Origin of the sequence: Geomicrobium sp. JCM 19037, from assembly GCF_000698105.1 — a bacterium.
Lineage (GTDB): Bacteria > Bacillota > Bacilli > Bacillales > Marinococcaceae > Geomicrobium_A.
The window spans coordinates 51,946-78,284 of sequence record NZ_BAWZ01000008.1 but is presented as its reverse complement, the minus strand read 5'-3'; the positions used below and the strand labels follow the sequence as shown (position 1 = coordinate 78,284).

Here is a 26,339-nt window from a genome sequence, read left to right as displayed (position 1 = left end):
AGGGCTCACCTCTTCAGATTTGAATTTAACCAATCGGGGTAAATGTTGACATGTTCAAGCTCTTGCCTGAGACGAGATAATGGCAGACCAACAACGTTATAATAATCGCCAACAATTTCTTTAATAAATAGAGCAGCCAGGCCATTAATTCCATACCCTCCGGCTTTGTCTAACGGCTCACCTGTGCGTACATACATGTCGATCTGTTCGTCTGTGAGCGGGTAAAATGTCACTTTTGTCTCGGCGTGGAATGTGCGGACACTATCGGTAGTGGCCAAAGCCACTCCTGTGATGACTTGATGAGGTGTCTTGGACAGGAGCGAAAGCATGTCAACAGCATCGCGTTCATCTTTCGGTTTGCCAATCGGTTCCCCATCTAAAGCGATAACGGTATCTGCGGAGAGGATCACTTCGTCTTTCGACATGTCTTCTTGAAACACGAACGCTTTCTTCTTCGCTAAGCTCACCGCGTTCTCTGCAGGGGATTTGTTAGGCTGAAACTCCTCATCAACCGGGCGTGTGTGTTGGGTAAACGTGTAGCCGGCACTTTGTAACAAAGCGACCCGCCTTGGTGATGAGGAAGCTAGAATTAATTGATTGGTCATAGGGAGCACTCCTTTTATGATCGGTGGCTCCTATTATGTCACAACTCTTGTACCCATCGCTCAAAATCGAGGACAAATTGCATCCATTCTGCATGATCATCTGGGTTGTTTTGCAGTGATTCATAAGATTCCAGAACTTGTTCTCCTGACTGTGTGGAGTTAGAAATGACCGTTTGCACCTCTTCAGTAAGCGGCTCAGGTGCCTCCACACCCGTCCGATAGATGCTTCAATTTCATTTTGCAATAGATTGGCTGCTGCTGTTACTGTTGGTCGATTGTCTCGCTTTCTGGCTCAATCTGAAGTTGTTTGACGTACACATCCATTCCATTTGCCTCGAATTCTGGCATAAGGTCTTGCTCAGCTTGATTTGCTTCGGTCATACCGACATACAAAAAGATGTATTCACTGTCTGAGGCATCGTGCAACACAGCCGGGTAACCAGCGCTCACAAGTTGTCGCTGCACATCTTCGCCTGCTTCCATACTAGAAAAAGCACCTGCTTGTACAACGTCAACTTCTAGAGGTGCCCACGTTACCTCGTCTCCAACTGATGTTGTCGCTCCTTCCTCTTCTGCTGTCCCCATCACCTCTTCTGCCGAATCAGTAGGGGAAGAGGACGTCACAATTTGCAATAAAGGCAAACCAAACACTACTCCGAGTAATAGAGCTGCTGCAATGAGTCCGACGAATTTCACACGGTCAAAACCATACCCTTTTCGTTTTGGACCACCTGAACCTGAAGGTTTCTTTTTGCGATGAAAGGGTAACCCAGGTGCTTTTTTACTCGTCGTTTCTTGTACTCCTTTTTGCTCCCATTCGTGTTTCTTCTGTACTACATCCACTGTTTCATGGTTAGAGGAAGAAGAAACGGGCTTTTTTTCTATCTCTTCAGATTTTGACGTTTCCGCTGCGTGTCTTGCTTCTTTTGAAGCTCCTGGTGCGCGCACAGCCGGAAGTGATCCCTCGGAAGTTACTCGCTCGTCTTCGTTACTCTTCGCCGATTTCTCATTTGTTGTTACGGCTTGATCGTTGCCTTTCTCAGGCTCTTTTTTTAGGGATGGGCTGTTCGTCTTCGCATGTGCGCTCGTGTTGTGTTTTTTGCCTTTCTTCTTTGCTGCTTCCGACGCGCCTAGATCGTTGTTCGCCGATTTCTTATTCGTTTTTACATCTTGAGCATCGCCTCGCGCAATCTCTTCTTTGGATGATGAGCAATTCGTCTTCGCATGTTCATTCGTGTTATGTTCATTGTCTTTCTTTTTTGATGTTCCAGGCTCATCCTTCTTCTTTTCATTCTCATTCTGAAACGTAAACGTCATTTTCCCCCGGTCTTGTCCCATAAGAACCTCCCTACCTTGAAGGTATTAATATGAGGACAAGGTTATCATATGAAAAGGACAAACCTTGAAGATTCCTGTCAGTTCAATACAAGGAATAACTGACAATGAATGACAAAGCACGTTCCATTCCTTCCCAGATCCAGTCGTAAGCAAATAAAGTAAGGAGCACAGCTACGGAAATGCTAGGCGCTAGAGGATAATGTTTCGTTTTCCCTTTTCGCACAATACCCGTCATTGTGCCAAACAGTGTCGACAAAAAGAAGACGAGGATAAACATCGAGCTGCCAAGCGCCAATGCAAGAATCATAAACAGCTTCACATCGCCACCGCCTATTCCTCCGCCTGACAAAGCGAGTACAGCAAACAGAAACAAAAAACAAAGAAATGCTGTGAGGAGCGGATCATACCAAGGAGAAAGAGGTCGATGAAGAGGCGGTATACGAGAAATATCAATCCAAAAAACACGACAATTTTGTTAGGGATTCGTAAATAAAGGAGATCTGTCAACACGACGATGATACAGAGGGAAATGACGACAATCGAAAAGAGGAGTTGCGTAGAAACACCAAAAATGAGAAATGCGCTAGCAAATAACGCTCCCGTTATGAGTTCTGTACATGGATACATTATCGAGAGCGGTTGTTTACAATGTGAACACCTACTTTTTGAAAAACGTATGAAAACACGGGGATCAAATGAGTCATTCGGAGTGTACGCTTACAAAAGGGGCAATGAGAGCGTGGCCAAGAAATGGACAGTCCTCTAGGTATGCGTACGGCAACTACAGAAAAAAATGAACCAAAGATAAAACCAATCAATCCAAAAAAAATCAATTCAGTTCCTTTCCATTACCAACGACCGATTAAACACTGCCACAATAAATAAGATTCGCCATCGACAGTAACATCCCTTCTATCGACAGCAAATCTTTTTATTTTGTCAGAAACGCACGCATCTCAGAAATAAAAAACAATGAACCTGTAATTAAAATCACGTCTGTTTCTTTCGCAACACGTTTAACATTGTTGTAAGCTTTTTGATTATCCAGCTCAACAGTGATGCCTGAATAGGACATCGTTTCAGCCACTTCTATCGGGTTGGCACAACGCTCATGATTAAAGGAGGTGAGTATGAAAGACGCCGGCTGTAATGAAAGGAGAGGTGCATACATTTCGTTTACATCTTTTTCTTTTGTCACCGCTGCGATCACATGGATCGGTCGTTCTTTTGCGAATGGTTGCATATAACGAACAAGGCTTTCAATTCCTTCAGGGTTATGGGCTCCGTCAATGAGGGTAAACGGCTTGTCCTTTACTTTCTCCAATCGGCCAGGCCACATCGACTGAATGAGACCGCTCTTAATGGCCTCTTCCGAAACCTGATGTCCCATTTTTTGAATTTCAAGCGCGATTGAAACAGCAAGAGCAGCATTGTCAACCTGGTGCCGCCCTCGCATATAGATGCGTAAATGAAGAAGTTCTTGATCTTGGACACGCAGTGAAAACGTTGAGCCTTCTTCTTCGGTCGTCACGTGTGTCACATGAAAATGATCGTTTAAACGAGTAATCGGAGCGGACAGATCTGCCGCTTTCTTTTTAATGACTTCAAGAGACGGCTCGTCGGTGACTGACGTGATGAAAGGAACTCGAGGTTTAATAATGCCTGCCTTTTCATTCGCGATCGCTTCTACGTGATCTCCTAAAATGTGCATATGGTCCATCCCGACATTCGTTATCGCACTTACGCGAGGAAAGATGACATTGGTCGAATCCAATCTGCCACCTAAACCCACTTCATAAATGACAAAATCAGGAGCGACCGACTCAAAATAGACGAAAGAAATTAACGTAAGAATTTCGAACTCCGTTGCCGGTCCAAATGGGTCATCCGTTTGTTCAATCGCATCCCGGACCGTTTGTGCTGCCCGGACAAAGTCATCTTGATGAATGGGTTCCCCATTTAAACTAATCCGTTCTTCAAACCGCACTACATATGGAGAAGTAAATGTACCAACGGAATATCCTGCAGTTTGCAAGATATTCCTAAGATACGTAACGGTAGAACCTTTTCCATTTGTTCCCCCAATATGGATGCATCGGAGCTTCTTCTCTGGGTGCTGAGGTGGATAACACGAGCTCCATACGATCCAGCCCTGGCTTGACGCCAAACTTACGTGCGCTTTGTAGCCAGTCCATAACCTGATCAAAGGTGTTCATCAACATCTGCCTCCAACTCGCTATTGTGCGAGTTTCTCAATCTCTTTTAATCGTTCAATCACTTTTTCTCGTTTCATTTCGTAATCGGCTTTCTTTTCTCGTTCAGCAGCAACCACTTGTTCCGGGGCATTGCTTACAAACTTCTCATTTGTGAGCTTGCCCTCCAGTCGCTTCACTTCTCCGTCAAGTTTCTTCTTCTCTCCTTGCAGGCGGGCCAATTCTTCAGAAACATTAATTAAGCCAGCAAGCGGAATATAAAGTTCTAACCCCGACAAAACATGCGAAATCGATTGTTCTGGCGCGACTAATGACCGATCAATCTTCAGTTCTTCTGGCGAACAGAAATGTTCCAAATAATGAACGCCTCTTTGTAATTGTTCTGCAGACGCTTCTGAACTTGGCTTCATATGCAAAGGAATCGGCTTTCTCGGCGCAACGTCCATTTCTCTACGTGTGTTGCGAACGGTGCGGATGATTGATTGATAAAGTTCCATGTCTGTGAATGCTTCTTCGTCCACCCACGTTGCCTCTGCTTTAGGCCACTCAGCAATCGTAATGGAGTCACCCTTGTGTGGCAGGTGCTGCCAAATCTCTTCAGTAATAAATGGCATAAACGGATGAAGCAAGCGAAGCGTTTGGTCCAACACATGCGCGAGCACAGAACGCGTCGTTTGTTTATCTTCTTCAACGTCTCCATAGAGCGGAAGTTTCGCCATTTCGATATACCAATCACACACATCGTCCCAAATGAAGTTGTAGAGCATCTTTCCGGCTTCACCAAACTCATAACGATCCATTAAACGTGTAACATCAGCGATCGTCTTTTGTAACTTTGCAAGAATCCAACGGTCGTGCGTAGCGTTGACTTGTGTGAGGTCAATGTCCTCATACGTAAAGCCTTCCATGTTCATGAGCGCAAATCGCGACGCATTCCAAATCTTATTGCCAAAGTTCCAGTTTGCCGTTACTTTATCCCATTGAAATTTAAGGTCATTTCCTGGTGATGTGCCTGTCGCAAGCGTGAACCGGAGTGCATCCGCTCCGTATTGTTCGACAACGTCCATCGGATCAACACCGTTCCCGAGGGATTTGCTCATCTTCCGTCCTTCTGCATCACGAACCAATCCATGAATAAGAACATCCTTAAACGGCCGTTCACCGGTAAATTCTAGCCCTTGGAAGATCATTCTTGATACCCAAAAGAAGATGATGTCATATCCAGTTACAAGCACATTTGTCGGATAGAATCGTTTTAAGTCTTCTGCTTCCTCATTTGGCCAGCCCATTGTTGAGAACGGCCACAATGCTGAACTAAACCACGTATCCAACACATCTTCATCTTGTGTCCAGTTTTCAAGATCCGCTGGTGCTTCTTTTCCTACGTACAGTTCACCTGTTTCGTTATGGTACCACGCAGGAATTTGATGTCCCCACCAAAGCTGTCTAGAAATACACCAATCTCGGATGTTTTCGAGCCATTGCATATACGTGCGTTCAAACCGCTCCGGCACAAATGTGACTTTATCATCTGCATCTGCTTGCAGCTTCATGGCAGCTTCAGCGAGAGGTTTCATATCTACAAACCATTGGGTCGAAAGATAAGGTTCAACGACAGCGCCACTTCGTTCTGAATGACCGACAGAGTGCAGGTGTTGCTCAATGTCAAACAATATGCCGTCAGCTTGTAAATCCTTCACGATTTGTTTGCGGCATTCGAATCGATCTAAACCTTGATATTTTCCAGCATTTTCATTCATTTGCCCAGCTTCATCCATGACGAGAACACGAGGCAGTTCATGACGATTTCCAATTTCAAAATCATTCGGGTCATGAGCTGGTGTGATCTTTACCGCTCCCGAACCAAATTCACGATCAACATATTCATCAGCAATAATCGGTATTTCACGTTGAACGATCGGCAAGATAACGGTTTTTCCAATTAAATGTTTGTAGCGTTCATCTCTTGGGTGTACCGCAACTGCTGTATCCCCAAGCATCGTCTCTGGTCGCGTCGTAGCGACTTCGATGTATCCTTCTTCGTCTTTTAACGGGTAACGCATGTGATAAAAAGCGCCTTCTACTTCTTTGTACTCTACTTCAATGTCTGAAAGCGCTGTTTGAGCAGATGGGTCCCAGTTAATGATGTATTTACCGCGATAGATTAGCCTTTCTCATATAAACGAACGAACACTTCTTTTACCGCATCGGACAATCCTTCATCTAATGTAAATCGCTCTCTCGTGTAGTCTAATGACAAACCGAGCGTGGACCATTGTTCTCGAATAAAGTCTGCATATTCTTCCTTCCACTGCCAAGACACATCAAGAAACTTTTCTCTGCCCATTTCTCTTCGAGATCGGCCTTCTTCTTTTAGTTTCTGTTCGACTTTGGACTGCGTTGCAATGCCTGCGTGGTCCATTCCCGGTAGCCACAGCATGTCCTTGCCTTCCATCCGTTTCTGACGAGCAATAATGTCTTGTAAAGTCACGTCCCACGCATGCCCTAAATGCAACCGTCCGGTTACATTCGGTGGAGGGATGACGATCGAGTGGGGCTCTCCCTTTCTTTCACCATCACGAGTAGCTTCAAAAAAGCCATTGTTAATCCAGTAAGGATACCATTTTGACTCGGTTTGTTTCGGTCATACTTCGTTGCCATGTTTTTCTCTTCAGTCATTGTACGTCCTCCTTTTTTTGAATAAAAAAAGAGCCTTCTCCTTATAAAAAGGACGAAGGGCTCGCGGTACCACCTTTATTTATGAACAATAATCGTTCATACTCTCAGCAACTGTAACGTAAGTTAACGTATTCCTTCTACTATGGTCATTCAAAGGATCTGCTCATGGACGACTTCTGCCCTATCCTGGCGGGGGACCTTCCAGCATGGTCCCTTCTCTGTATGAGGATGTGCGCATACTACTTCCATTCTTCGCATGTTGAGGATTCAGTTTGTGTATTTATTGTACCGATGCCTTTACCATTCGTCAACAACATTGGTGACTGATTTGTTTTGCAGGCATAGGATAGAGTAAAAACTAAGGAAGGGGTGTGCTAATGCCCAGATATTATAGTCCGCCCCCGCAATACCCGTACGGAAAAAAGAAGCGACCACCATGGGTGTATAAATGGCGTGCGGCAGCTGCTCAAATCTTGCTTCCGATCATCTGCTTTCAGTTGCTACGTTTGTTGTTTTTTGCCACGTTTATTGATGTGTTAATACTCATTATTCTTGCTTGTGCTTTCTGGTATTTCCAAAAATAGATACATTTATGCTTCTGCCTATAAAAACAGATCACCGAAAAACCGGATGGGTCATTACGGACATCCGGTTTAAGTATGACTACCTCGTGTTACGAGAATAAGATTATGGAAAAAATCATTCAACATCCAGTTGGGGTATATGATCATTTTGTAATCTATATACGTTGCACTAAAGAAATTTACTAGCACTTGATGTTATAACTACATCAAATCTCCATTCCATTCGCTTGGCGTAAGAAATTCTAAGACCCTTTTCTGTCACAGAGACTGACGAGACGAACGTACGGCTTACCATCGGCACCTCTGGAGCCGATGGTTGTACTCCAGAGTACAAGAGTTCCCCTGCAGTGGAAAGCAAGTCCCAACAGCGCAAATCAGGAAGATATTAAGTTCATTCTATATAGATTGTTTCGAGGGTGATCTAGATCACCCTTCTCCTAAGAATCCCCAAATTTTATAAAGCTTGAGGTGTTTGTGAGCAATCACTAACTCACCCACCTCTTGCCAAAAAAACAGCCACGAGACTACGTTGCGCTTTGTCTCATGGCTGCTTCTTGGTCTTCTTTCCACTTCACTAGCTCTGCGCCGTATCTTAGTGCATTCAAACGCAGTTCTAGCATTGCCGTCCACTGGTGCTCCGCATAGCTTTGAGGATTGGCTCGATATTGTTCGACAAAATCAATAATCGGTGTTGGCGTTAGCATCAACGCCTTTAGTAACGACGTATCTGCATCTCCCCATAGAGGCCATATGCCTCATACGTACACGATTGCTTGGTAGTCTAACGCATGGAACGGTTGATTTCTCGCAATGTCTTGATAAAAATAGGCAAGGTCATATGCGGGATGATTCGGTCCACTCGCTTCCCAATTCGTCCACCATGCATTTCCATCAGCTGCAATTAAACCGTGCGCGATTGAAGGTTTTCCGTGACAAAAGACAAACCGATACGTTTCTTTTTCCTTCACGTGACGAGCCCAATTTTGAAATCCACTTTTCCCAGATTGGAACATTCGTTCTAAAAATGGACCGGCATGCAAATACGTCATCGTGAATGGAGAAATGAATCGAGACTGCTCAAGTTGGTCTGCCAACTGTTCCATATGAAGACGCTGTTGATTCCATATGAAATCAACTTCTTGCTCGTATTCCTCCAAGGCACCCTCTTCAATGGTTTGCTCATTTTCAGAGATCTTATGATTCGCTGCAAGAACAGATAATAATCTTAGCTCTTTGGATGGTGGGGATGTGAGTGTTTGTTCTTCTACCCAAGGTTCTAAATAATAATCATAGCCTTCAGCTTCAAAAACAGGAAAATCCCCTCGCGTACTTGTCATGAGGGGGATAATCCTTGAATGCCTGAACGTTCACCGTAACGTAAATGTTGCAAGAACGTATCTCGTTCTCCGGGCGTTCGGTCCCATCGCTTCATCGCCATAGGACCGTCCGGATGGTCAACTTTTATTACGCGGTCACTCACCCACTGCCAGTCGGACGGACGGTCAACAATGGTGCGTACGGCCGCACGCCACGCCTGATCATTCATGTTGAGCTTGCACCGGAATGTAAATAATTTCACCAGCTTCAACATGATTCATGTCCATATTGTTCCACCTTAAAAGTTGTTGAACGGAAAACCCGTACCGCTCAGCAATCGTGTCTAACGATTCATTATCTTGAATGATGCACATTTTCATCTTGGTGAACGTCTCCCGATCCCCTTTTTCAAGCATCTCTGTAAGGTATAACGCGTTCTCTCTTCTTTTTTCAGGCTTTTGTGGCTCTTCTTCCACATCTTCCTCATGATGATCTTCAGGCTCCTCATCTAACGGCTCTCTGCTGTATCGTACAGCGCTGTCATGAGAAGGCTCTTCTTGGGCACGATGACTATTCAAATTCAAGTGGACATCTTCTTTTTCTTCTTCCACTCCGGTCCGTTGTTCTTCTTCTGCCTCTTCGGTCGACTCATCATCATTTGAATTATGATCGTCCACAAAAGCAGTGTGCTCAATACGATCTGTATCCTCATCTGCTACTTCTTGCGCATCGTAGTAGGACTTCACTTCATCTCGGGCGAAAGGCTCTTCTTCTAGTTCTTCAACGTCTTCATCAAGCTCAGATGACCATGATTCATGAGTAACATCGTTTTCTTCTTCCTCTTCTTCTTCATAACGCTCTTCAGCGTATTCTTCCTCCGGTACTTTTACTTCATGAGTAAACCTCGGAAATGGCTCAGGCGGTGATGCAATCGTCTTTTCAGCTTTTGCATCTTGATGCTCATCAATCATGCCCGTAATCGTAACATCCGCTGCCAGTTGGATGCAGCTCGGTTCCGGAAGATCATAATCAAAGCTATCTACTTGAACATACAACTCTTCGACACTTTGGATCCGATTTAACGGAATGGAAACTTCAATCGGAAAGAAATGCTTGATTTCACGTTCGCCATTTTCCGTCGTTCGCACGCTGTCGATTCTTTGGGGAACACCCCCACCTTCATAGTCTTCAAAGCTCTCGTTTTGATCAAACGGAACATACTGACCGAGTAGGTGCAACCCCCCTTTAATGCTCACTTGATGATCATCTTCTTGAATTGTTAATTCAGGTTCAAGCTCCAGCCTAGGATGGTTTGGATTCTCTCGCCCTGGTCTAGCCATACCGATTCTTCAAGGTTAAACGTTAACGCAGATGGCTGTTCTTGGCTCACAGTCAGCTCCTCCTTTTCTACTCAACGTAATCTTTCTCTGCCTAGCCGTTCACTGATTGTCATCCCGACTTTTACTCACGAAACATTGTGACCCTTCCCGTATATCCAACCTTTTTACAAGACGGTGGGAATATCACTACAGATTTAGCCAGTACGCTATCAACGTATGTCACCAACTCGGAAAATATGTTCATAAACCTACGGCTGCTCACGTTAAAAAGACGCCAAAAGCTGTTCGCTTTTGGCGTCTTTTTAAAATCGTAGGATACACATTAGATTCTTGATAATGCTCGTTCAGCAGCTGCAATCGTTTCTTCAATCATTTCATCAGTATGCTGCGTACTCAAAAACATGCCCTCAAATTGTGACGGTGCAATTGAAATACCTTCTTGCAACATTTCTCTGAAATACGCGGCAAACTGCTTAACATTTGATGATTTCGCGGTGTTAAAATCAACGACTGGGCTGTCGTTAAAGAATAACCCAACCATCGAGCCTGCACGGTTAAACGTGACCGAGATGCCATGTTTCTTTGCGGCTTCAGTAATTCCTTCTTCTAAACGTGCCCCTTTTCTTTCAAATTCTTCATAGTGCTCAGGTGTCACTTGAGAAAGTGTCATATATCCTGCGGTCATCGCGAGAGGATTTCCAGACAGTGTTCCTGCCTGATAGATTGGGCCACTTGGCGCTACTTGCTCCATTATTTCTTTTTTACCGCCATAGGCACCGACCGGCAATCCCCCACCGATGACTTTGCCGAGTGTAGTCAAATCAGGTGTAACAGAGAATCTACCTTGTGCAGAATGGAAACCTGCTCGGAAACCCGACATCACTTCATCGAAAATCAACAGACTTTCGTACTCTTCAGTCATGTGACGAACGCCTTGTAAAAACCCTTCCTCTGGCAAGACAACACCCATGTTCCCAGCCACAGGCTCAAGAATTACTGCTGCAATGTCATCGCCGTATTTCTCAAAAACGAGCTGCAAGCTGTCCAAGTCGTTGTAAGGGACGGTGAGTGTATTTGAAGCTGTACCTTCGGGTACTCCTGGGCTATCAGGAAGTCCAAGTGTCGCCACCCCAGAACCGGCTTTAATGAGTAACGAATCGCCGTGTCCGTGGTAGTTCCCTTCCATTTTGACAATCTTGTTTCTGCCCGTATACCCACGAGCTAAGCGTAGTGCACTCATCGTCGCCTCTGTACCAGAGTTGACGAACCGCACCATTTCAACAGAAGGAACGCGGTCGATAACGAGTTCCGCAAGCTCTGTCTCCATCGTATGAGACGCCCCGAAACTAGTGCCGAGCTCTGTTGTCTTTTTAAGGTGTTCAACGACAACCGGATCAGCATGACCGAGCAACAACGGCCCCCATGACAGTACGTAATCGATGTATGTCTGATCATCGAGGTCGGTTATGCGTGCACCGCTCCCACTCTTCATGTAAATGCCGTGGTCCATTCCGACCGAGCTGTATGCACGTACAGGCTGCTTACCCCTCCTGGCATAATTGGTTTTGCTTTTTCATACGCTTGTTTTGAATTGTTAAATGTACGCATTATGAACTCCTTTCATTAATCCATCTGGCCATGTCTTTTGCGAAATACGTAATAATAAGATCAGCACCTGCACGCTTCATGCTGACTAATTTCTCTTGAACCGTTTCTTTCTCATCTAGCCAGCCATTTTGAGCCGCAGCTTTGATCATCGAATATTCACCTGATACGTTGTAAGCAACGACTGGATAATTCGTCTGATTTTTAATGTCTCGCATCACATCAAGATAGGATAGCGCCGGCTTGACGATAAAGAAGTCAGCACCTTCTCGCTCATCAGATGCTGCTTCGCGCATCGCTTCTAAGCGATTTGCCGGGTCCATTTGGTACGTTCTGCGATCTCCAAATGCTGGTGAACTGTGTGCCGCATCTCGGAATGGACCATAAAATGCTGAGGCGTACTTGACGGAATAAGCCATGAGTGCACGATCTGCATAACCTGCTTCATCAAGACCTTCTCGAATCGCTTTTGTAAATCCGTCCATCATGTTGGATGGGGCAATGATATCAGCACCTGCGCGTGCCTGAGATACAGCGGTTTCCGTTAACAACCGCAGGGATTCATCATTTAACACTTCACCTTCATGAATGACACCACAATGCCCGTGATCAGTATACTGACACAAACACGTGTCGGCAATGACAACGAGGTGTGGATGCCGCTCCTTCACTTGACGAATGGCTCGCTGAACAATTCCTTCTTCTGCATAGGCTTGGCTGCCGACATCATCTTTATGGGCGGGTACACCGAACAAGATGATTGATGAAATTCCTAAGTTCACAATCTCATCGATTTCATCATCTAATCGGTCCAACGAATAGTGGAACACTCCGGGCATTGAAGGAACTTCTTTGCGAACATCACTGCCTTCCACTGCAAAAATCGGATAGATGAGATCGTCTTTCTCAATACGCGTTTCTCGTACCATACCCCGCATTGTTTCACTGCTTCTTAGACGCCGATGTCTGTCAAAACTCATCTCACTCACTGTGAACCCTCCCTATTCAAATACGTACAAATCGTTGTAGCTAAACTTTCAAATGTTGCTTGTGGTGCTGCAATTACTTTAGAAAAACCCGTTCGTAACGCCCTTTGTTCAGTAACCGGACCGATGACAAAGGCGATCGTTTTTGCCGGGATGATTTTCATATGGCTCATCATCTGCTCATAAGCAGATACTGCACTTGGACTTGTAAAGACGACAGGATGATGAACATGTTGGCGCCAAACGTCCATTTCTGCATGCGTGGCAACGGTTTCGTAAACAGAAACCGCCTGCACATGCACAGCAAAACGTTGGAGCTCTTGTTCCAACATGAGTCGAGCTTGCTTGCTTTTTGGAAAAAGTATCCGCTCTCCAGGTAGTAGCTTCTTTCGTAACACTTCTAACAGGCCTTCGGCATTTTCATTGCCCACACTTGCAACAATATCCACAGTAAACCCTGCTTGTTCAGCCGCTCGACTTGTTTTCTTACCTACGGCAGCAACCTTTACAGCCGTATAATCCAACTCAACCTGTTGTAGGAAAAACGAAACGGCATTGGCACTCGTAAAAATGATTCGATCTATCTCCGTTGGATTAGGAAGACGCTGCTCTGTATGTAGGCGTTGTAACTCAACGAGAGGAAAGTGACAAGCTGCGATCCCAACCTGTTCAATTGCTTGAACGAGATTGTCTTTCTCCCCTTCTTTTTTTCCTCTCGTGACGATAACGGCTCGGCTCAAGATTCTCCCTGCTCTGCACGTACTTGTTCAAGTATTTCTTTCCCCCCACGTTCAAAGAGGTTCGCTGCTGCGGTTTTCCCCAATTGCTCGGATCATCTCCGGTGAGTTCTTCTTTGAGCAAGGTTTTTCCGTCCGTAGAAGCGATCAATGCCGTCAATGTAAGTTGCCGATCTTCATTCATCGTTGCATGGGCTGCAACTGGAACCGTACAGCTACCTTCAACATTTCTTAGAAATGAGCGTTCCGCACTGACGGTATGAGACACTTCCTCATCGTGCAAATGCTGTAGAATGGTAATGACTTCCTCATCACCCACTCGACATTCAAGCCCGAGGGCACCTTGACCAACGGCAGGTATGCTTAATGTCGGATCCAAAAATTCTGTCACGACTTCATTCGTCCACCCCATGCGACTAAGACCTGCAGCAGCCAAAATGATCGCGTCGAAATTCTCCTCTTTTAGCTTGCGCATTCTCGTTTCAATGTTTCCACGAATCCAGTGTACTTGTAAATCTGGGCGAACTGCGAGCACCTGAGCTTGTCGACGTAAACTGCTCGTTCCTACAACTGACCCACTAGGTAATTCCATTAATGTCTCACCGCTATTGGATAACAGTGCATCGCGAGGATCTTCTCGTTCGGTTACAGCAGCTAGCGTAAAAGCTTCAGGCAGTACAGATGGCACATCCTTCATGCTATGTACAGCAAGGTCAACTTCGCCTTCACGAAGCGCATGCTCAATCTCTTTCACAAATAAAGCTTTCCCACCTACTTTTGATAACGTAACATCTAGAATGCGATCTCCTTTTGTTACAATCTTTTTGAGTTCAAATTCATACGGTAACCCTAAAGATTCTAACTGGCTTAACACCCATTCTGCCTGATTAACCGCCAAGTTGCTTTTTCTCGTTCCAATGACAATTTTCCTCATCATGTTGCCTCCATTTTACCTAGATTCGTGGGATACACGAAAGCAACCAGAAAGCGGTGCGCCTTCCGGTTGTCTTTGGTGTTACTATGCTAAACAATGACATCTCTTGCATAGCGATACTGCAAAAGCTCTTGGAGCACTCGACCTTCTAAATGTTGGGTTTCGACAGTCGCTTCCACTGGATCTGCAGACGGTCTAAACGTCTTTTGTTCACGTGCTTTTAGCGCTGATAATTCTGCTTCTAAACCGAAGATCTCAACAAATAAGGCAAGAGATTGCTCTCGGTCATCTTCCCCCGACATTTCCTTCGCACGAGTGATCGGCTCTTTTAAAAGTTGGTTGACGATACTCTTTGTATGCTTGGAAAGTACTTTTCTTTCTCTTGAGGTCAACTCTGGCATCTTCCGTTCAATGCTCTCCATCGTCTCTTGTTGAATGGTTAGTGCTTTTTCCCGTAATGCAGAGATAACAGGAACAACACCAAGCGTATCAATCCATGCCTTAAAATCGGCAATTTCTTGTTGAATCATGAGCTCTATTTGAGTTGCTGCTTCCTTTCGGTCTTCCATATTGGCTGCAACAATGCCTTCCAAGTCATCGATGTCATAAAGAAACACACCGTTCATCGTACCGAGCTCTGGGTCCAAGTCACGGGGAACCGCGATATCGACCATAAACAAAGGCTGATCGGATCGTAAAGACAACGTGTCTTCAACACCGGCTTTTGTCAGAACATATTGATCGGCACTTGTTGATGAGATGAGAATGTCTGCTTCTTTTAAACACTCGTGCAGTTCTTCAATGTCTCTAGCTTGAGCACTCATGTTGTTTGCGAGTTCTCGTGCTCGTTCAAATGTACGATTCATCACTGTAATACTTGCCGCACCATTTGCTTCAAGGTGCTTCGCTGTCAATTCGCTCATCTTCCTGCGCCTAAAATAAGAACATGTTTGTCCGATAAATTCCCGAGCACTTGCTTTCCTAGCTCAACAGCTGCATAGCTAATGGACGCTGGATTATCATTAATGGCTGTCTCTGCATGTGCTCGTTTTGAAAACGTGACCGCTTGACGAAACAACTGATTAAATACCGTCCCCGTTGCATCGTTCTTTTGGGCCAGGGAGAAGCTTGATTTCACTTGTCCAAGAATCTGTGTTTCACCAAGAATCATCGATTCAAGCCTGAAGATACACGTAATAAGTGCTCGATGGCTTCATCGTTTTCTCGGATGTTTAACACCGGCTGAAAGATTTCTTGCTGAACATCAAACCATTGCGCGATAAACTTCTTTGTGAAATGTCGACCCGTGTGCAATTGGTCAACAACGGCATAAATCTCCGTCCGGTTACACGTAGAAATAATCGTGCATTCCAAAATACTCTTCATGTCTCTTAACATGTGGAGAGCTTTAGGTAATTCTTCTTCATCAAACGCGAATTGTTCCCGCAAATCGACAGGGGCACTTTTATAGTCGATGCTAGCAACAATAATATGCATATTTCGTCTCCACCCCCAATGATAAAGCTCTGCTTCTTCTCTACTAATGATCGTTACACGAGCCTAATTCTCTATTTATATTGTAACATGGCAGCCATGCGTCTGAATGCACGAAAATGTGAACAACCTCTGAAACGACACGGTAATGAGTATCTTCATCTTTTCCATTAGAACACACTTCTAACCTTCGTTCAACAGAACTGCTCATTTCGACAAGTTCTCTTTAGTATTGTAGCCAAATTCGCCCATTCCATGTAAAGAATCAAGGAATACAACGAAAGGCACAATGCTCAAGTGAGATTCATTGTGCCCCGAACGTCAAACTTGTAATAAGCGACGAATTTCTTTCCAAGCTTGGTCTTTGCCATCACCAGTTTCTGAAGAAAATGCAACATATCGGTCTTCTTCATGAAGTTCAATGATGTCTAAAATGTTCTTTATATGCTTTGTTCGTTGGGTTTTATTAATCTTATCAATCTTCGTGAGTACTAACAAAATCGGAACCTCATAATGCTTCAACCAATCATACATCAAAAGGTCGTCGTTCGTAGGATCGTGCCTAGCATCGACGAGCAATACGACTCCTCTTAGCTTATCTCTCGTCGTTAAGTATTCCTCAATCATTCTTCCCCACGCCGCGCGTTCTTTTTTGGACACCTTCGCATAACCATACCCTGGAATATCAACAAAATAACAGACGTCGTTAATATTGAAGAAATTCAATGTCTTTGTTTTACCTGGTTGCTGAGAAGTGTACGCGAGCTTTTTGCGCTTTGTCATCGTATTAATAAATGATGATTTCCCAACATTGGACCTCCCTGCAAAGGCGAGTTCAGGGAAGTCTTCAGTTGGATACTGGTCTGGACCAACGGCACTGATCTTTAATTCTGCTTTATTTACGTTCATCTTTCTCTCCCAACGCATGCTTTACAACTTCATCAAAGCTCGTCACATCGACAAACTCGACGGCTTCTTTCACACTTTCTGGCACATCGTCTAAGTCTTTTACATTATCATGAGGAATAATAATTTTCTTGAGACCGGCACGATGCGCACTCATCGACTTTTCTTTCAGACCACCAATGGGTAGTACACGTCCGCGCAACGTCATTTCGCCTGTCATTCCGACTTCCTTCTTCACAGGCCGGCCCGTCAATGCCGATAACAGAGCTGTAGCCATTGTGATTCCTGCAGAAGGACCGTCTTTTGGTGTCGCCCCTTCGGGTACATGAATGTGAATATCATATTTTTCATGAAACCGCTCATCAATGCCAAATTCATCTGCTTTCGAACGAATGTAACTAAACGCCGCTCTGGCGGACTCCTTCATGACATCTCCAAGTTTACCGGTCAACGTGAGATTTCCTTTTCCTTTCGCCAATGACACTTCGATGGATAGCGTGTCGCCACCTGCAGCTGTGTACGCCAAGCCAGTAGCTGCACCGATCTGGTCTTCTTCTTCTGCCATCCCATATCGAAACTTCGGTTTCCCAAGCATATCCTCAACGATACTCTCGGTAATAATGACACGTTTTTTCTCTCCGGCTACGATCTGTTTAGCCGCTTTTCTACAAAGCGTTGCGATGCTTCGCTCTAAATTTCTGACGCCCGCTTCGCGTGTATAGTAACGGACAACTTTCATGAGCGCTTGTTCGCGGATCTGCACGTCACTTTTCGTTAACCCATGTACCTTAATTTGTTTTGGCAACAAATGATCGGTAGCAATGGCTTGTTTCTCTATTTCCGTATAACCGGCAATATGGATCATCTCCATCCGGTCACGTAACGGTGCGGGAATTGCCCCCACTTGATTTGCTGTCGTGACAAACATGACATTGGAAAGGTCGTACGTTTCCTCGATGTAATGGTCACCAAACTGATGATTTTGCTCAGGGTCTAACACTTCAAGCATGGCTGATGACGGGTCTCCTCGAAAATCACTCGCCATTTTATCAATTTCATCGAGCAGGAATACCGGGTTCATGACACCGGCTTTTTTCATCCCTTGTATCATCTTCCCTGGCATCGCACCGACATACGTGCGGCGGTGGCCACGAATTTCTGCTTCATCACGAACACCTCCGAGTGAGATGCGGACAAATTCTCTCTCTAACGAGCGAGCAATTGATTTGGCAAGCGATGTTTCCCAACTCCAGGAGGCCCAGTGAGGCAAAGAATGGGCCCACGCAGTGAATCCGTGAGCTTTTGAACCGCCAAGTGTTCGAGCACACGCTCTTTCACTTTTTCTAACCCAAAATGGTCTTCGTTCAGCACCTTCTCTGCATGATCGAGGTCGAGACGGTCCGTCGTTTCTTCACTCCAAGGAATCGTCGTCAACCATTCAATGTAATTGCGAATGACGGAGCTTTCTGCTGAACTCGCAGGAACCTTTTCGTAGCGCGCCAATTCCTTTAATGCCTTTTCACTGACGTTCTCAGGCATCTCGGACTCCTCAATACGTGTCCTTAGCTCTTCTACTTCGCCACCTTTGCCATCCTTATCTCCTAATTCCTTTTGAATGGCTTTCATCTGCTCACGCAAGTAGTATTCTTTTTGGGTCTTCTCCATTGACTTCTTTACGCGCTGGCCAATTTTCTTTTCTAAACCGAGTACTTCTCGCTCATTTTCTAAGATGTCAAGAAGTTGCTCTAGCCGCGCTTTTTCTTCAAACGTTTCAAGAAGCTCTTGTTTTCTTTTAATTTGTAGCGGCAGATGCGAAGCGACGAGATCAGCAAAATAACCTGGCTCGTCGATATCTTGTACTGATTTTAGTGTGTCTTTTGATACTTTGCTCGACAGTTTCGTATATTGCTCAAACTGCTTCAAAACCGACCGCATTAACGCTGTCTTCTCTTCGGTATCTTCATCGTCGGTTTGACTGTCAACACGTATTTGAATGTCTACTTCATAGTAGTCTGATTCACTCGTAAACGTCTCAATCGTCGCCCGCTTCAAGCCTTCAACGAGAATACGTGTTGTGCCATTTGGCATTTTAATCATTTGTTTTACGTAAGCAAGTGTGCCAACGGTGTACAAGTCTTCTTTTGCTGGTTCATCAACAGATAAGTCAATTTGACTTGTAAGAAGAATTTCTTGGTCACCGACCATCACTTGTTCTAATGCTTTTACTGATTTCGATCTTCCTACATCTAAATGAAGCACCATCCTGGGAAAACAAGCACTCCTCGTAGTGGAAGGAGTGGAATGGTACGTTTTTCGTGTTGAGTTGACGTCAACATCATCCCCCATTTCCTAAATCACAATGTTCCATATAATTGTCTATATGTTCGTAAGCTCTGTAGACTCATGATATTCATTGTAGCTTAACGAATATCACGTGTCTATGAACTCACATCTCGACATTAATTAGATAGATGAGGATTGATTATGATTGATCGAATGATTCATCGTTGTGTCCAAAACTACAGGTTCTTCACTAAGCACGTGAAGAAATAATTCATCTAAAGAAGAAAGAGGGATAACTTCAATTCCATCGTGACGATGAAGCACTGTTTCATCATTTTCAACAGGGATATACGCTTTACAAGCTCCTGCCTCGAGTGCGGCAGCGACCTTGGCAGGCACCCCTCCAACCGGTTTGATCGTTCCCCAGATGCTGAGTTCACCCGTCATGGCGACATCGTTTTTCACTTTCTTATTCGTGATGGCAGAGTAGATCGCTGTAGCAATCGCTGCACCTGCTGAAGGTCCATCAATAGGCGTACCTCCAGGGAAATTCACATGGATATCATAATGGTCAACAGGCACTTGAAGACGGCGCAATACGGTCATGACGTTATCAACTGAACTTCGAGCCATACTTTTTCTACGGATGGAGCGCATTTGATTACCGGCATTTTCTTCTTCAGCGATTCCCGTCACTGTCAGCATTCCTTTTCCTTCAGAGGTCTTTCTTGCGGTGGCTTCAATTTCTAAAAGCATACCAAGATCTGGACCGTAAACGGCAAGACCATTGACCCGACCAACAGCCGGACTTTGATGGATGACTTTCTCTGGGCGCCGAGTCAAACGACTGGCATGAACGACCCATTCGATGTCGGATACGCCGATCTCATTGCGATCTTCACTCGTAGCCAATCCTGCTGCAATCTGAACCGTATTTACCGCTTCACGGCCGTTCGATACGTAAGACGCGATCGTTTCTAACCCTTCTGGTTGGATACTCATCTCCAATCGCTTAGCTGACTTTTCGGCAACGCGCGCTAACTCTTTTTGCTTTAACGGACGGAAAAAAACTTCTAAGCAACGGGAACGGATGGCTGGCGGGATTTCATCTGGCGTTCGGGTTGTCGCTCCAATCAAACGAAAATCAGCAGGTAATCCATTTTGAAAAATGTCATGAATGTGTCTTGGAATATTCATGTTCTCTTCGCTATAGTATGCGCTTTCGAGGTACACTTTCCGATCTTCTAAAACTTTTAACATCTTGTTCAACTGGATGGAATGAAGTTCACCAATTTCATCAATAAAGAGCATACCACCATGTGCTTTTGTAATGGCGCCTGGTTTCGGCTGGGGGATGCCTGCTTGCCCCATCGAGCCTGCCCCTTGATAAATCGGATCATGAACGGACCCGATGAGTGGGTCTGCAATCCCTCTTTCATCAAACCTAGCTGTTGTACCGTCGAGCTCAATAAATGGTGCTTCTTGTAAAAATGGGGAGTGTTCATTTGATTTCGCTTTATTCATGACGAGACGAGCGGCTGCAGTTTTTCCTACGCCAGGGGGACCATATATGATGACATGTTGCGGGTTCGGACCACAAAGTGCCGCTTCTAAAGATAAAATCCCTTCATCTTGTCCGATAATATCATCTAAAGTTTCTGGTCTGACTTTCTCCGATAATGGCTCATTCAAAGATACAGACCTTAACTTTTGTAACTGCACCATTTCTTTTCTCGACTCACGATCGACCGATACTTTTTGTGTACGCTGGTTTTTTAGCAAGTTCCAGAAATAAAGGCCAATAACGATCCCAAAAAACACTTGAACCAACATAATGATCGATGTCCAATTCATGCAATTCCTCCTTACAACCGAATCATTCTCAAGTAGTATGACTCGGTCGCTCAGAAGCTATCCCCATAGTTTCACAATGGGCACACGAAAAAACCCGGAAGAAATTCTCCCGGGTTGTAAGATTAAAGTGTTATGCGCTTTCTCGCGGCACGATCTCATCTAACGTGATCGATTTGCCATCTTTGGTCGTAAGAACTGGTGACGCGTCGTGTAACACGCAATCAGCAGTAATTTTACAATGGCTAATGTTATCTTGTGACGGAAGATCATACATCACATCTTGCATGATAACCTCAATAATTGAGCGCAACCCTCTCGCCCCTGTTTTACGTTCAATCGCTTTCTTTGCAATTTCCGTAAGAGCGTCTTCGGTAAACTCAAGTTCCACTTCATCAATCTCAAGTAAACGTTGGAATTGCTTAACGAGTGCATTCTTAGGTTTCGTCAGAATTTCAATTAGCGCATTCTCATCGAGTTGTTTCAAGCTTGAAATTACCGGTAGACGTCCAATGAATTCTGGAATCAACCCGTAGCGAAGCAAGTCTTCAGGCAGAATTTTATCTAGATAATCATCTTCTGTCATTTCACCGCTCTCGCCTTCAGAGCCGAATCCGATGACTTTCTTACCTAGACGGCGCTTTACGACTTGGTCAATCCCATCAAATGCTCCACCAACGATGAACAAAACGTTTGATGTATCAATTTGAATAAATTCTTGATGAGGGTGCTTACGCCCGCCTTGTGGTGGCACGCTTGCTGTTGTTCCTTCAAGAATCTTTAAGAGTGCTTGTTGCACCCCTTCTCCAGACACATCTCTCGTGATGGATGGGTTTTCTGACTTGCGGGCTACTTTGTCAATTTCATCGATGTAAATGATCCCTTTTTCAGCTTTTTCAACATCATAATCTGCTGCTTGGATGAGCTTCAAAAGAATGTTCTCTACATCTTCACCGACATAACCAGCTTCAGTTAGCGACGTCGCATCTGCAATCGCAAACGGCACATTCAATATTCTAGCTAACGTTTGAGCCATAAGTGTTTTACCACTACCAGTAGGTCCGATCAAACAGATGTTACTCTTTGAAATCTCAACGTCATCGCCACCTTGACCAATCGTTGAGTTCACGCGCTTATAATGGTTGTACACAGCAACCGACAGTGCCTTTTTCGCACTTTCTTGCCCGATCACATAGTCATCGAGAATCCCGTCAATCTCTTGAGGTTTCGGAACGGTTTCAAATTCTACTTCCTCATCGGTTCCGAGTTCTTCTTCAACGATTTCAGAGCATAATTCAATACATTCATCACATATATATACACCTGGTCCAGCGACTAATTTCCGAACCTGGTCTTGTGTTTTGCCACAGAAAGAACACTTGAGTTGCCCTTTCTCCTCGTTAAACTTGATCATGTGATTCACCCCTCTTTTGTATTATGTAGACTACACCGAATGGTTGCTCCACGTCAAACAATAGCCCCTACATTATCGTACCCATTCTTCATCAGCTTTACGTTGAAAAACGTAAATTCATTCATGTTTTTTTAATGGAGGTCCTTCTGTACGTTCACAAAATGAACACAATCATGTATTCATGAAAAAAGAGGACACGACGTTCGCGCCTCATTTTGTTCTATAATTCTTTCTGAGCTACGCCTACACATTCATTGCAAATGTAGACACCCGGTCCGGCAATTAACTTTTTCACTTGATCTTTCGTTTTGCCGCAAAACGAACACTTGTGTTCTTGTTGATCTTTTTCGTTTCTGCTCATCTGTTCCACCTACTTTTTTAATGTACAGGAATCCAATGAAAAGATCAATCGAAGCGGTTTTCTATTGCATAAAAAGGCACGAATAAGACTCGTGCCTTCTTTGCGACTTACGCTTCTTTATCTTCTTTTGCTTCAACTGTTACGCTCTCATCTACTAAGAACTGAACAGCTGTTTGGATGCGAAGATCATTCTTTAAAGAATCTACGCCACCTTGCATGGCAAGTAGTTGACGAATTTCTTCTTTATCGCGCTGATACATTTCTGCCATTTTGTCGAGCTCTTCTTCGACACGCTCGTCACTCGCTTCAAGTTCTTCCGCATTTGCAATGGCTTCAAGTACAAGGTTCATGCGAACGCGCTTTTCTGCTTCAGGCTTAAATTGTTCTTTCATACCTTCTGCATCTGTTCCTGCCATTTGGTAGTACATATCCATAGAGATGCCTTGTGATTGGAATCGCTGTTCCATTTCTTGCATCATGCGATCGGTTTCTGCTTTAATCATCGCATCTGGAATATCGACAGTTGCATTCTCCGCTGCTTTTTCTACAACGGTATCATTGTAATGGTGCTCTTTCTCATGCTCGAGATTGTGCTGAAGTTCGTCTTTCTTCTTCGTTCTTAGCGCTTCTAGTGACTCAACTTCTTCGTCTACGTCTTTTGCAAATTCATCGTCAAGCTCAGGAAGTTCTTTGCGCTTCACTTCGTGAACTTTCACTTTAAATACCGCAGGTTTACCAGCGAGGTCTTCCGCATGGTATTCCTCAGGGAACGTAAGCTCGACATCTTTTTCATCGTCTGCTTTCAAGCCGACCATTTTCTCTTCAAAACCAGGAATAAATTGTCCAGATCCTAGCTCTAGCGAATGGTTCTCTGCTTTTCCACCTTCAAAAGGTTCGCCGTCCATAAACCTTCAAAGTCAAAAACAACCGTATCGCCATCTTGTGCAGTTTCGTCAACAACAGCAAGCTCTGCTTGCTTATCGCGTAGGTTATTTAATTCAGTTTCAACATCTTCATCATTCACTTCTGTGTTGAATGCAGGAACTTCTAACCCTTTGTAATCGCCAAGCTCAACTTCTGGCTTCACAATGACATTCGCTGTAAATGTTAACGTCTTTCCTTGTTCCATTTCTTTAATATCAATTTCTGGTTGGTCTACTGGCTCAATGCCTGTCTCTTCTACCGCTTCTGAATAAGCTTTTGGAAGAACAATATCAAGTGCATCTTGATAGAGTGACTCTACACCAAAACGAGATTCAAATAGTTTACGTGGGACTTTCCCTTTACGGAATCCAGGTACGTTTACGCTTTTCTTGACTTTTTCAAATGCTTGATCAATGGCTTCATCAAATTGTTTCGCATCTACATCGACAGTGAGGACCCTTGGTTTCCTTCACCTTTTTCCCATTTTGCAGTCATTTATTGTGTTCCCTCCAAGTTTCATAGGTTACGCTTCCATTTTTACAACCACTATATTATAACATACTCCACGTGCATTTCAATCGCACCAAATTAGAAAAGTTCGCCAGTATCTACCTTTCATAGTGTTTGAACATCAAGAGCAACTCATTCACGTTTACTTGACTTGCTCCGTAGTATTCAACCCACTCACCTGTATAAGTGTCTAAGTTTTCGCCTACATATCTAAGTGCTTCAATATGGAGGCCGCTGCCCAATCCATTGACGAAACTCTTTCATATTCGAAAGGGTACAATATGACCGCCATCCAATCCCACACGTGCCGGCACGTCTCATACAAGTGGGGATTGTCCGATTCGATCGGAGCAAGTGCTGAAAAAATCTCAGTCTGGGCATCCCCTGCATAATTTTCTAACGCCGGAAGGGTTTTCGGCACAATTGTTGTTTCCTTTTCGTTTTTAGTAACGAATACAGGCGTTTCCATTTCCTCATCTTTAAGATGAAGCAATATGAGTGACTTAACGACAGGAGACCGGTCTTTGTCCTGTAAAACATCGTCGAAAGTGTCAATAACTACGACGAGAGGATACGTCTTCAACTGCTGAAATGCCGACCACTGTTCTTCCGCCGATCCAAATCGCAAGGATCTCGTTAGGTCGGTCGGAACAGGTCGCGTTTCCTCTTCCATTTCGATTGCAGGCGCTTCCTTATGACTGTTCGCTTCTTCAAGCAGTGCACGAAACTCTAAATCATCATTCAATTGAATATGATTTCCATCCGCTGCATCGTTAATAAGATCGGCCAGTTCCTGCCAACGACTTTGCTCTACCAGTGCCGTAGCAACAATCATGAGCCCGTCTCTATACAAATGCCCTAAGCGCGGAAGACCTTCATACGCATCTTGTATCACGTCGTTGTGCCTTTCCAATTTGAGCAGTGACACCCATTTCCCATAGATTGCTTCTTGATGATCGGGCTCAAATTGAATCACTTCCTGAAACGTGTGGAGCGACTTCTCAAACTGCCCGCCTTTTAAATCATTCAGACCGTTTTCTATTAAACGCTGAACCGTACCAGGAAACACGATCACCTTTTGTTCTTCTTCATTCATGACGATCCCTCAATCCAGAGCAACAACCTATGTACGAAGCATCGCCTCGCCATAGGTTGAGCGGAAACACGTTTCTTATGAACGCGTTTCATTTTGTTTGTTTTTCCCAAAATATAACACACCGAGCAACCAAAAACCAATCATGAGAATTGTCGCCACAATGAGTGCTGGTACGGCTCCAAACTGAATGATGATTGGCATAGCAGCTGCCGTTACAAGTCCACCACCTACCATCGGCTCAAATAGAATTTGTTTATAGCCAAATGCTTTCATTGCTGGTGTCTTCTGTTCTGGGTCGACAATTTTCATGAGCATAATGCCGGTCGCGGCAACACCCATTGACTGACCGAAGTCACCCATTCCTCGCTCAAACCAATAATGAGGAATCATGCGCGGCGCCAGATACAAGAACATAAATACGTTGAGCGCTACACCAACAACAGCTAAAATAATAAATTCCATCAGGTTATTGCCGATGACTTGTAAGCTTAGTGTACCGAGCGCACTGACAATAAGCAGGTCCAGTGCCGTATTTTGGATTCTACTAATCGTCGGGCGGTCAACAATATCGTTTTTATCAAACCGAGTAATAAAGATTTGAACGATAATCCCGCCAATCATTGCGAATGGAAAGAGAGGGACGTGAGTAATTAGTTCCATTTGCTCAATCCATAAAGTCTCTTCTACCCACATTAAACCTTCGAGCAACCAATAACCGATAAAAATAGACAAGCCGACCATACCGATATGCAACGCTAATGGATCGATGGAAACGGTTGACGTCGTCATCTGACCACTAGGTTCACGGCGGTTTTGATCTAAAACACCCGTTTGCTGATCAACAGATATATCATCAGGGTGTTTCAATGTCTCCGAAGCGCCTTTTCTCGCAGCGATGTTCAGCATAATAATACCGATGAGAACACCGGACAATAGACCAACTGTTGCAAGGCCAATCGCAAGATCATAACCTTCTTCAAACCCTAATGATTCAAAGCTATCGGAAAGTCCCGCTGCCGTTCCGTGACCGCCAACAAAACTGATTTCAATAAGTGCACCTGCTGCAGGCTCATGCCAAATAACGGTGTTAAAATCGTTATGGCGACGAGAATACCGACAGCGTACTGAGCCCAAGAAATCGTATAACCGAGTGCTACTTGCG

Annotated in this window: 18 protein-coding genes, 8 pseudogenes and 1 other annotated feature; of the genes and pseudogenes, 1 reads left to right on the top strand and 25 read right to left on the bottom strand. The window is 44.5% G+C overall.

All coding sequences use genetic code 11. The features are described 5' to 3' along the window. Positions 1 to 5: 5 nt before the first annotated feature. The 8 genes and pseudogenes from JCM19037_RS06465 to JCM19037_RS06445 all read right to left on the bottom strand — a co-directional run bounded on the left by JCM19037_RS06465 (position 6) and on the right by JCM19037_RS06445 (position 6,835). Positions 6 to 605, bottom strand: a complete 600-nt coding sequence (locus JCM19037_RS06465; protein ID WP_042399095.1) for a nucleoside triphosphate pyrophosphatase — start codon at positions 603 to 605, stop codon at positions 6 to 8. 38 nt (positions 606 to 643) lie between these two features. After that, positions 644 to 814 carry a hypothetical protein gene (locus tag JCM19037_RS25580; RefSeq protein ID WP_193744680.1) on the bottom strand — a complete coding sequence of 57 codons (171 nt, stop codon included), beginning with the start codon at positions 812 to 814 and terminating at the stop codon, positions 644 to 646. Between the two features lie 52 nt (positions 815 to 866). Continuing rightward, positions 867 to 1,943: a hypothetical protein gene (locus tag JCM19037_RS06460; protein ID WP_042399092.1), complete on the bottom strand. Its 1,077-nt coding sequence runs from the start codon at positions 1,941 to 1,943 to the stop codon at positions 867 to 869. Positions 1,944 to 2,025: 82 nt separating this feature from the next. After that, entirely contained in the window at positions 2,026 to 2,382 is a 357-nt protein-coding gene (locus JCM19037_RS24060) for a prepilin peptidase (RefSeq protein WP_255357865.1), read from the bottom strand. After that, a pseudogene (locus JCM19037_RS29920) lies at positions 2,274 to 2,761 on the bottom strand (A24 family peptidase). Before JCM19037_RS29920 ends, JCM19037_RS24060 begins: the two are co-directional and overlap by 109 nt. A gap of 113 nt (positions 2,762 to 2,874) precedes the next feature. Beyond that, on the bottom strand, positions 2,875 to 4,029 hold the full coding sequence (locus JCM19037_RS06450) for a folylpolyglutamate synthase/dihydrofolate synthase family protein (protein WP_238544584.1): 1,155 nt from the start codon (positions 4,027 to 4,029) through the stop codon (positions 2,875 to 2,877). Beyond that, positions 3,986 to 4,159 carry a hypothetical protein gene (locus tag JCM19037_RS26850; RefSeq protein WP_238544586.1) on the bottom strand — a complete coding sequence of 58 codons (174 nt, stop codon included), beginning with the start codon at positions 4,157 to 4,159 and terminating at the stop codon, positions 3,986 to 3,988. Before JCM19037_RS26850 ends, JCM19037_RS06450 begins: the two co-directional genes overlap by 44 nt. Before the next feature lie 20 nt (positions 4,160 to 4,179). Next, positions 4,180 to 6,835 (bottom strand): annotated as a pseudogene (locus JCM19037_RS06445) (valine--tRNA ligase). A gap of 45 nt (positions 6,836 to 6,880) precedes the next feature. Beyond that, positions 6,881 to 7,097 (bottom strand) — a binding site (T-box leader). Positions 7,098 to 7,212: 115 nt separating this feature from the next. On the opposite strand from JCM19037_RS06445, the gene JCM19037_RS06440 reads away from it, so the two are divergent. After that, a complete protein-coding gene (locus tag JCM19037_RS06440; RefSeq protein WP_042399091.1) occupies positions 7,213 to 7,419 on the top strand; it encodes a hypothetical protein in 207 nt (68 codons plus the stop codon). A 524-nt stretch (positions 7,420 to 7,943) separates the two neighbouring features. Here the strand turns inward: JCM19037_RS06440 and JCM19037_RS06435 are convergent. From JCM19037_RS06435 to JCM19037_RS06360, 17 genes and pseudogenes are all read right to left on the bottom strand, one after another. After that, on the bottom strand, positions 7,944 to 8,123 hold the full coding sequence (locus JCM19037_RS06435) for a hypothetical protein (protein WP_042399088.1): 180 nt from the start codon (positions 8,121 to 8,123) through the stop codon (positions 7,944 to 7,946). A gap of 51 nt (positions 8,124 to 8,174) precedes the next feature. Beyond that, positions 8,175 to 8,756 (bottom strand): hypothetical protein, encoded by a 582-nt coding sequence (locus tag JCM19037_RS06430; protein WP_042399085.1) that lies wholly within the window; start codon positions 8,754 to 8,756, stop codon positions 8,175 to 8,177. Further along, a complete protein-coding gene (locus tag JCM19037_RS06425; RefSeq protein WP_042399083.1) occupies positions 8,753 to 8,965 on the bottom strand; it encodes a hypothetical protein in 213 nt (70 codons plus the stop codon). Before JCM19037_RS06425 ends, JCM19037_RS06430 begins: the two co-directional genes overlap by 4 nt. After that, positions 8,958 to 10,076 carry a stage VI sporulation protein D gene (gene spoVID, locus JCM19037_RS06420; protein WP_042399081.1) on the bottom strand — a complete coding sequence of 373 codons (1,119 nt, stop codon included), beginning with the start codon at positions 10,074 to 10,076 and terminating at the stop codon, positions 8,958 to 8,960. The genes JCM19037_RS06425 and spoVID overlap by 8 nt, the downstream gene beginning before the upstream one ends. 322 nt (positions 10,077 to 10,398) lie before the next feature. Next, positions 10,399 to 11,684 (bottom strand): annotated as a pseudogene (gene hemL / locus JCM19037_RS06415) (glutamate-1-semialdehyde 2,1-aminomutase). Then, on the bottom strand, positions 11,684 to 12,661 hold the full coding sequence (gene hemB / locus JCM19037_RS06410; RefSeq protein ID WP_373900497.1) for a porphobilinogen synthase: 978 nt from the start codon (positions 12,659 to 12,661) through the stop codon (positions 11,684 to 11,686). Before hemB ends, hemL begins: the two are co-directional and overlap by 1 nt. A gap of 5 nt (positions 12,662 to 12,666) precedes the next feature. Continuing rightward, positions 12,667 to 13,407 carry a uroporphyrinogen-III synthase gene (locus tag JCM19037_RS06405; RefSeq protein WP_042399076.1) on the bottom strand — a complete coding sequence of 247 codons (741 nt, stop codon included), beginning with the start codon at positions 13,405 to 13,407 and terminating at the stop codon, positions 12,667 to 12,669. Beyond that, a pseudogene (gene hemC, locus JCM19037_RS06400) lies at positions 13,404 to 14,338 on the bottom strand (hydroxymethylbilane synthase). The gene JCM19037_RS06405 and the pseudogene hemC overlap by 4 nt, the downstream one beginning before the upstream one ends. Positions 14,339 to 14,427: 89 nt before the next feature. After that, positions 14,428 to 15,835, bottom strand: a pseudogene (gene hemA, locus JCM19037_RS06395) (glutamyl-tRNA reductase). A gap of 318 nt (positions 15,836 to 16,153) precedes the next feature. Next, entirely contained in the window at positions 16,154 to 16,741 is a 588-nt protein-coding gene (yihA, locus tag JCM19037_RS06390; RefSeq protein ID WP_042399070.1) for a ribosome biogenesis GTP-binding protein YihA/YsxC, read from the bottom strand. Continuing rightward, positions 16,728 to 19,074 (bottom strand): annotated as a pseudogene (lon, locus tag JCM19037_RS06385) (endopeptidase La). Before lon ends, yihA begins: the two are co-directional and overlap by 14 nt. A gap of 127 nt (positions 19,075 to 19,201) precedes the next feature. Further along, positions 19,202 to 20,875: an ATP-dependent protease LonB gene (gene lonB, locus JCM19037_RS06380; protein WP_042399069.1), complete on the bottom strand. Its 1,674-nt coding sequence runs from the start codon at positions 20,873 to 20,875 to the stop codon at positions 19,202 to 19,204. Positions 20,876 to 21,005: 130 nt separating this feature from the next. Beyond that, positions 21,006 to 22,286, bottom strand: a complete 1,281-nt coding sequence (clpX, locus tag JCM19037_RS06375; RefSeq protein WP_042399068.1) for an ATP-dependent protease ATP-binding subunit ClpX — start codon at positions 22,284 to 22,286, stop codon at positions 21,006 to 21,008. Between the two features lie 244 nt (positions 22,287 to 22,530). Beyond that, positions 22,531 to 22,647, bottom strand: a pseudogene (locus JCM19037_RS24045) (ClpX C4-type zinc finger protein); the annotation flags it as partial. Between the two features lie 107 nt (positions 22,648 to 22,754). Further along, positions 22,755 to 24,066: pseudogene (gene tig, locus JCM19037_RS06370) on the bottom strand (trigger factor). 217 nt (positions 24,067 to 24,283) lie between these two features. Next, positions 24,284 to 25,177: a hypothetical protein gene (locus JCM19037_RS06365; protein WP_042399066.1), complete on the bottom strand. Its 894-nt coding sequence runs from the start codon at positions 25,175 to 25,177 to the stop codon at positions 24,284 to 24,286. 75 nt (positions 25,178 to 25,252) lie between these two features. Then, positions 25,253 to 26,311 carry a sodium/glutamate symporter gene (locus tag JCM19037_RS06360; RefSeq protein WP_373900481.1) on the bottom strand — a complete coding sequence of 353 codons (1,059 nt, stop codon included), beginning with the start codon at positions 26,309 to 26,311 and terminating at the stop codon, positions 25,253 to 25,255. Between the last annotated feature and the right edge of the window lie 28 nt (positions 26,312 to 26,339).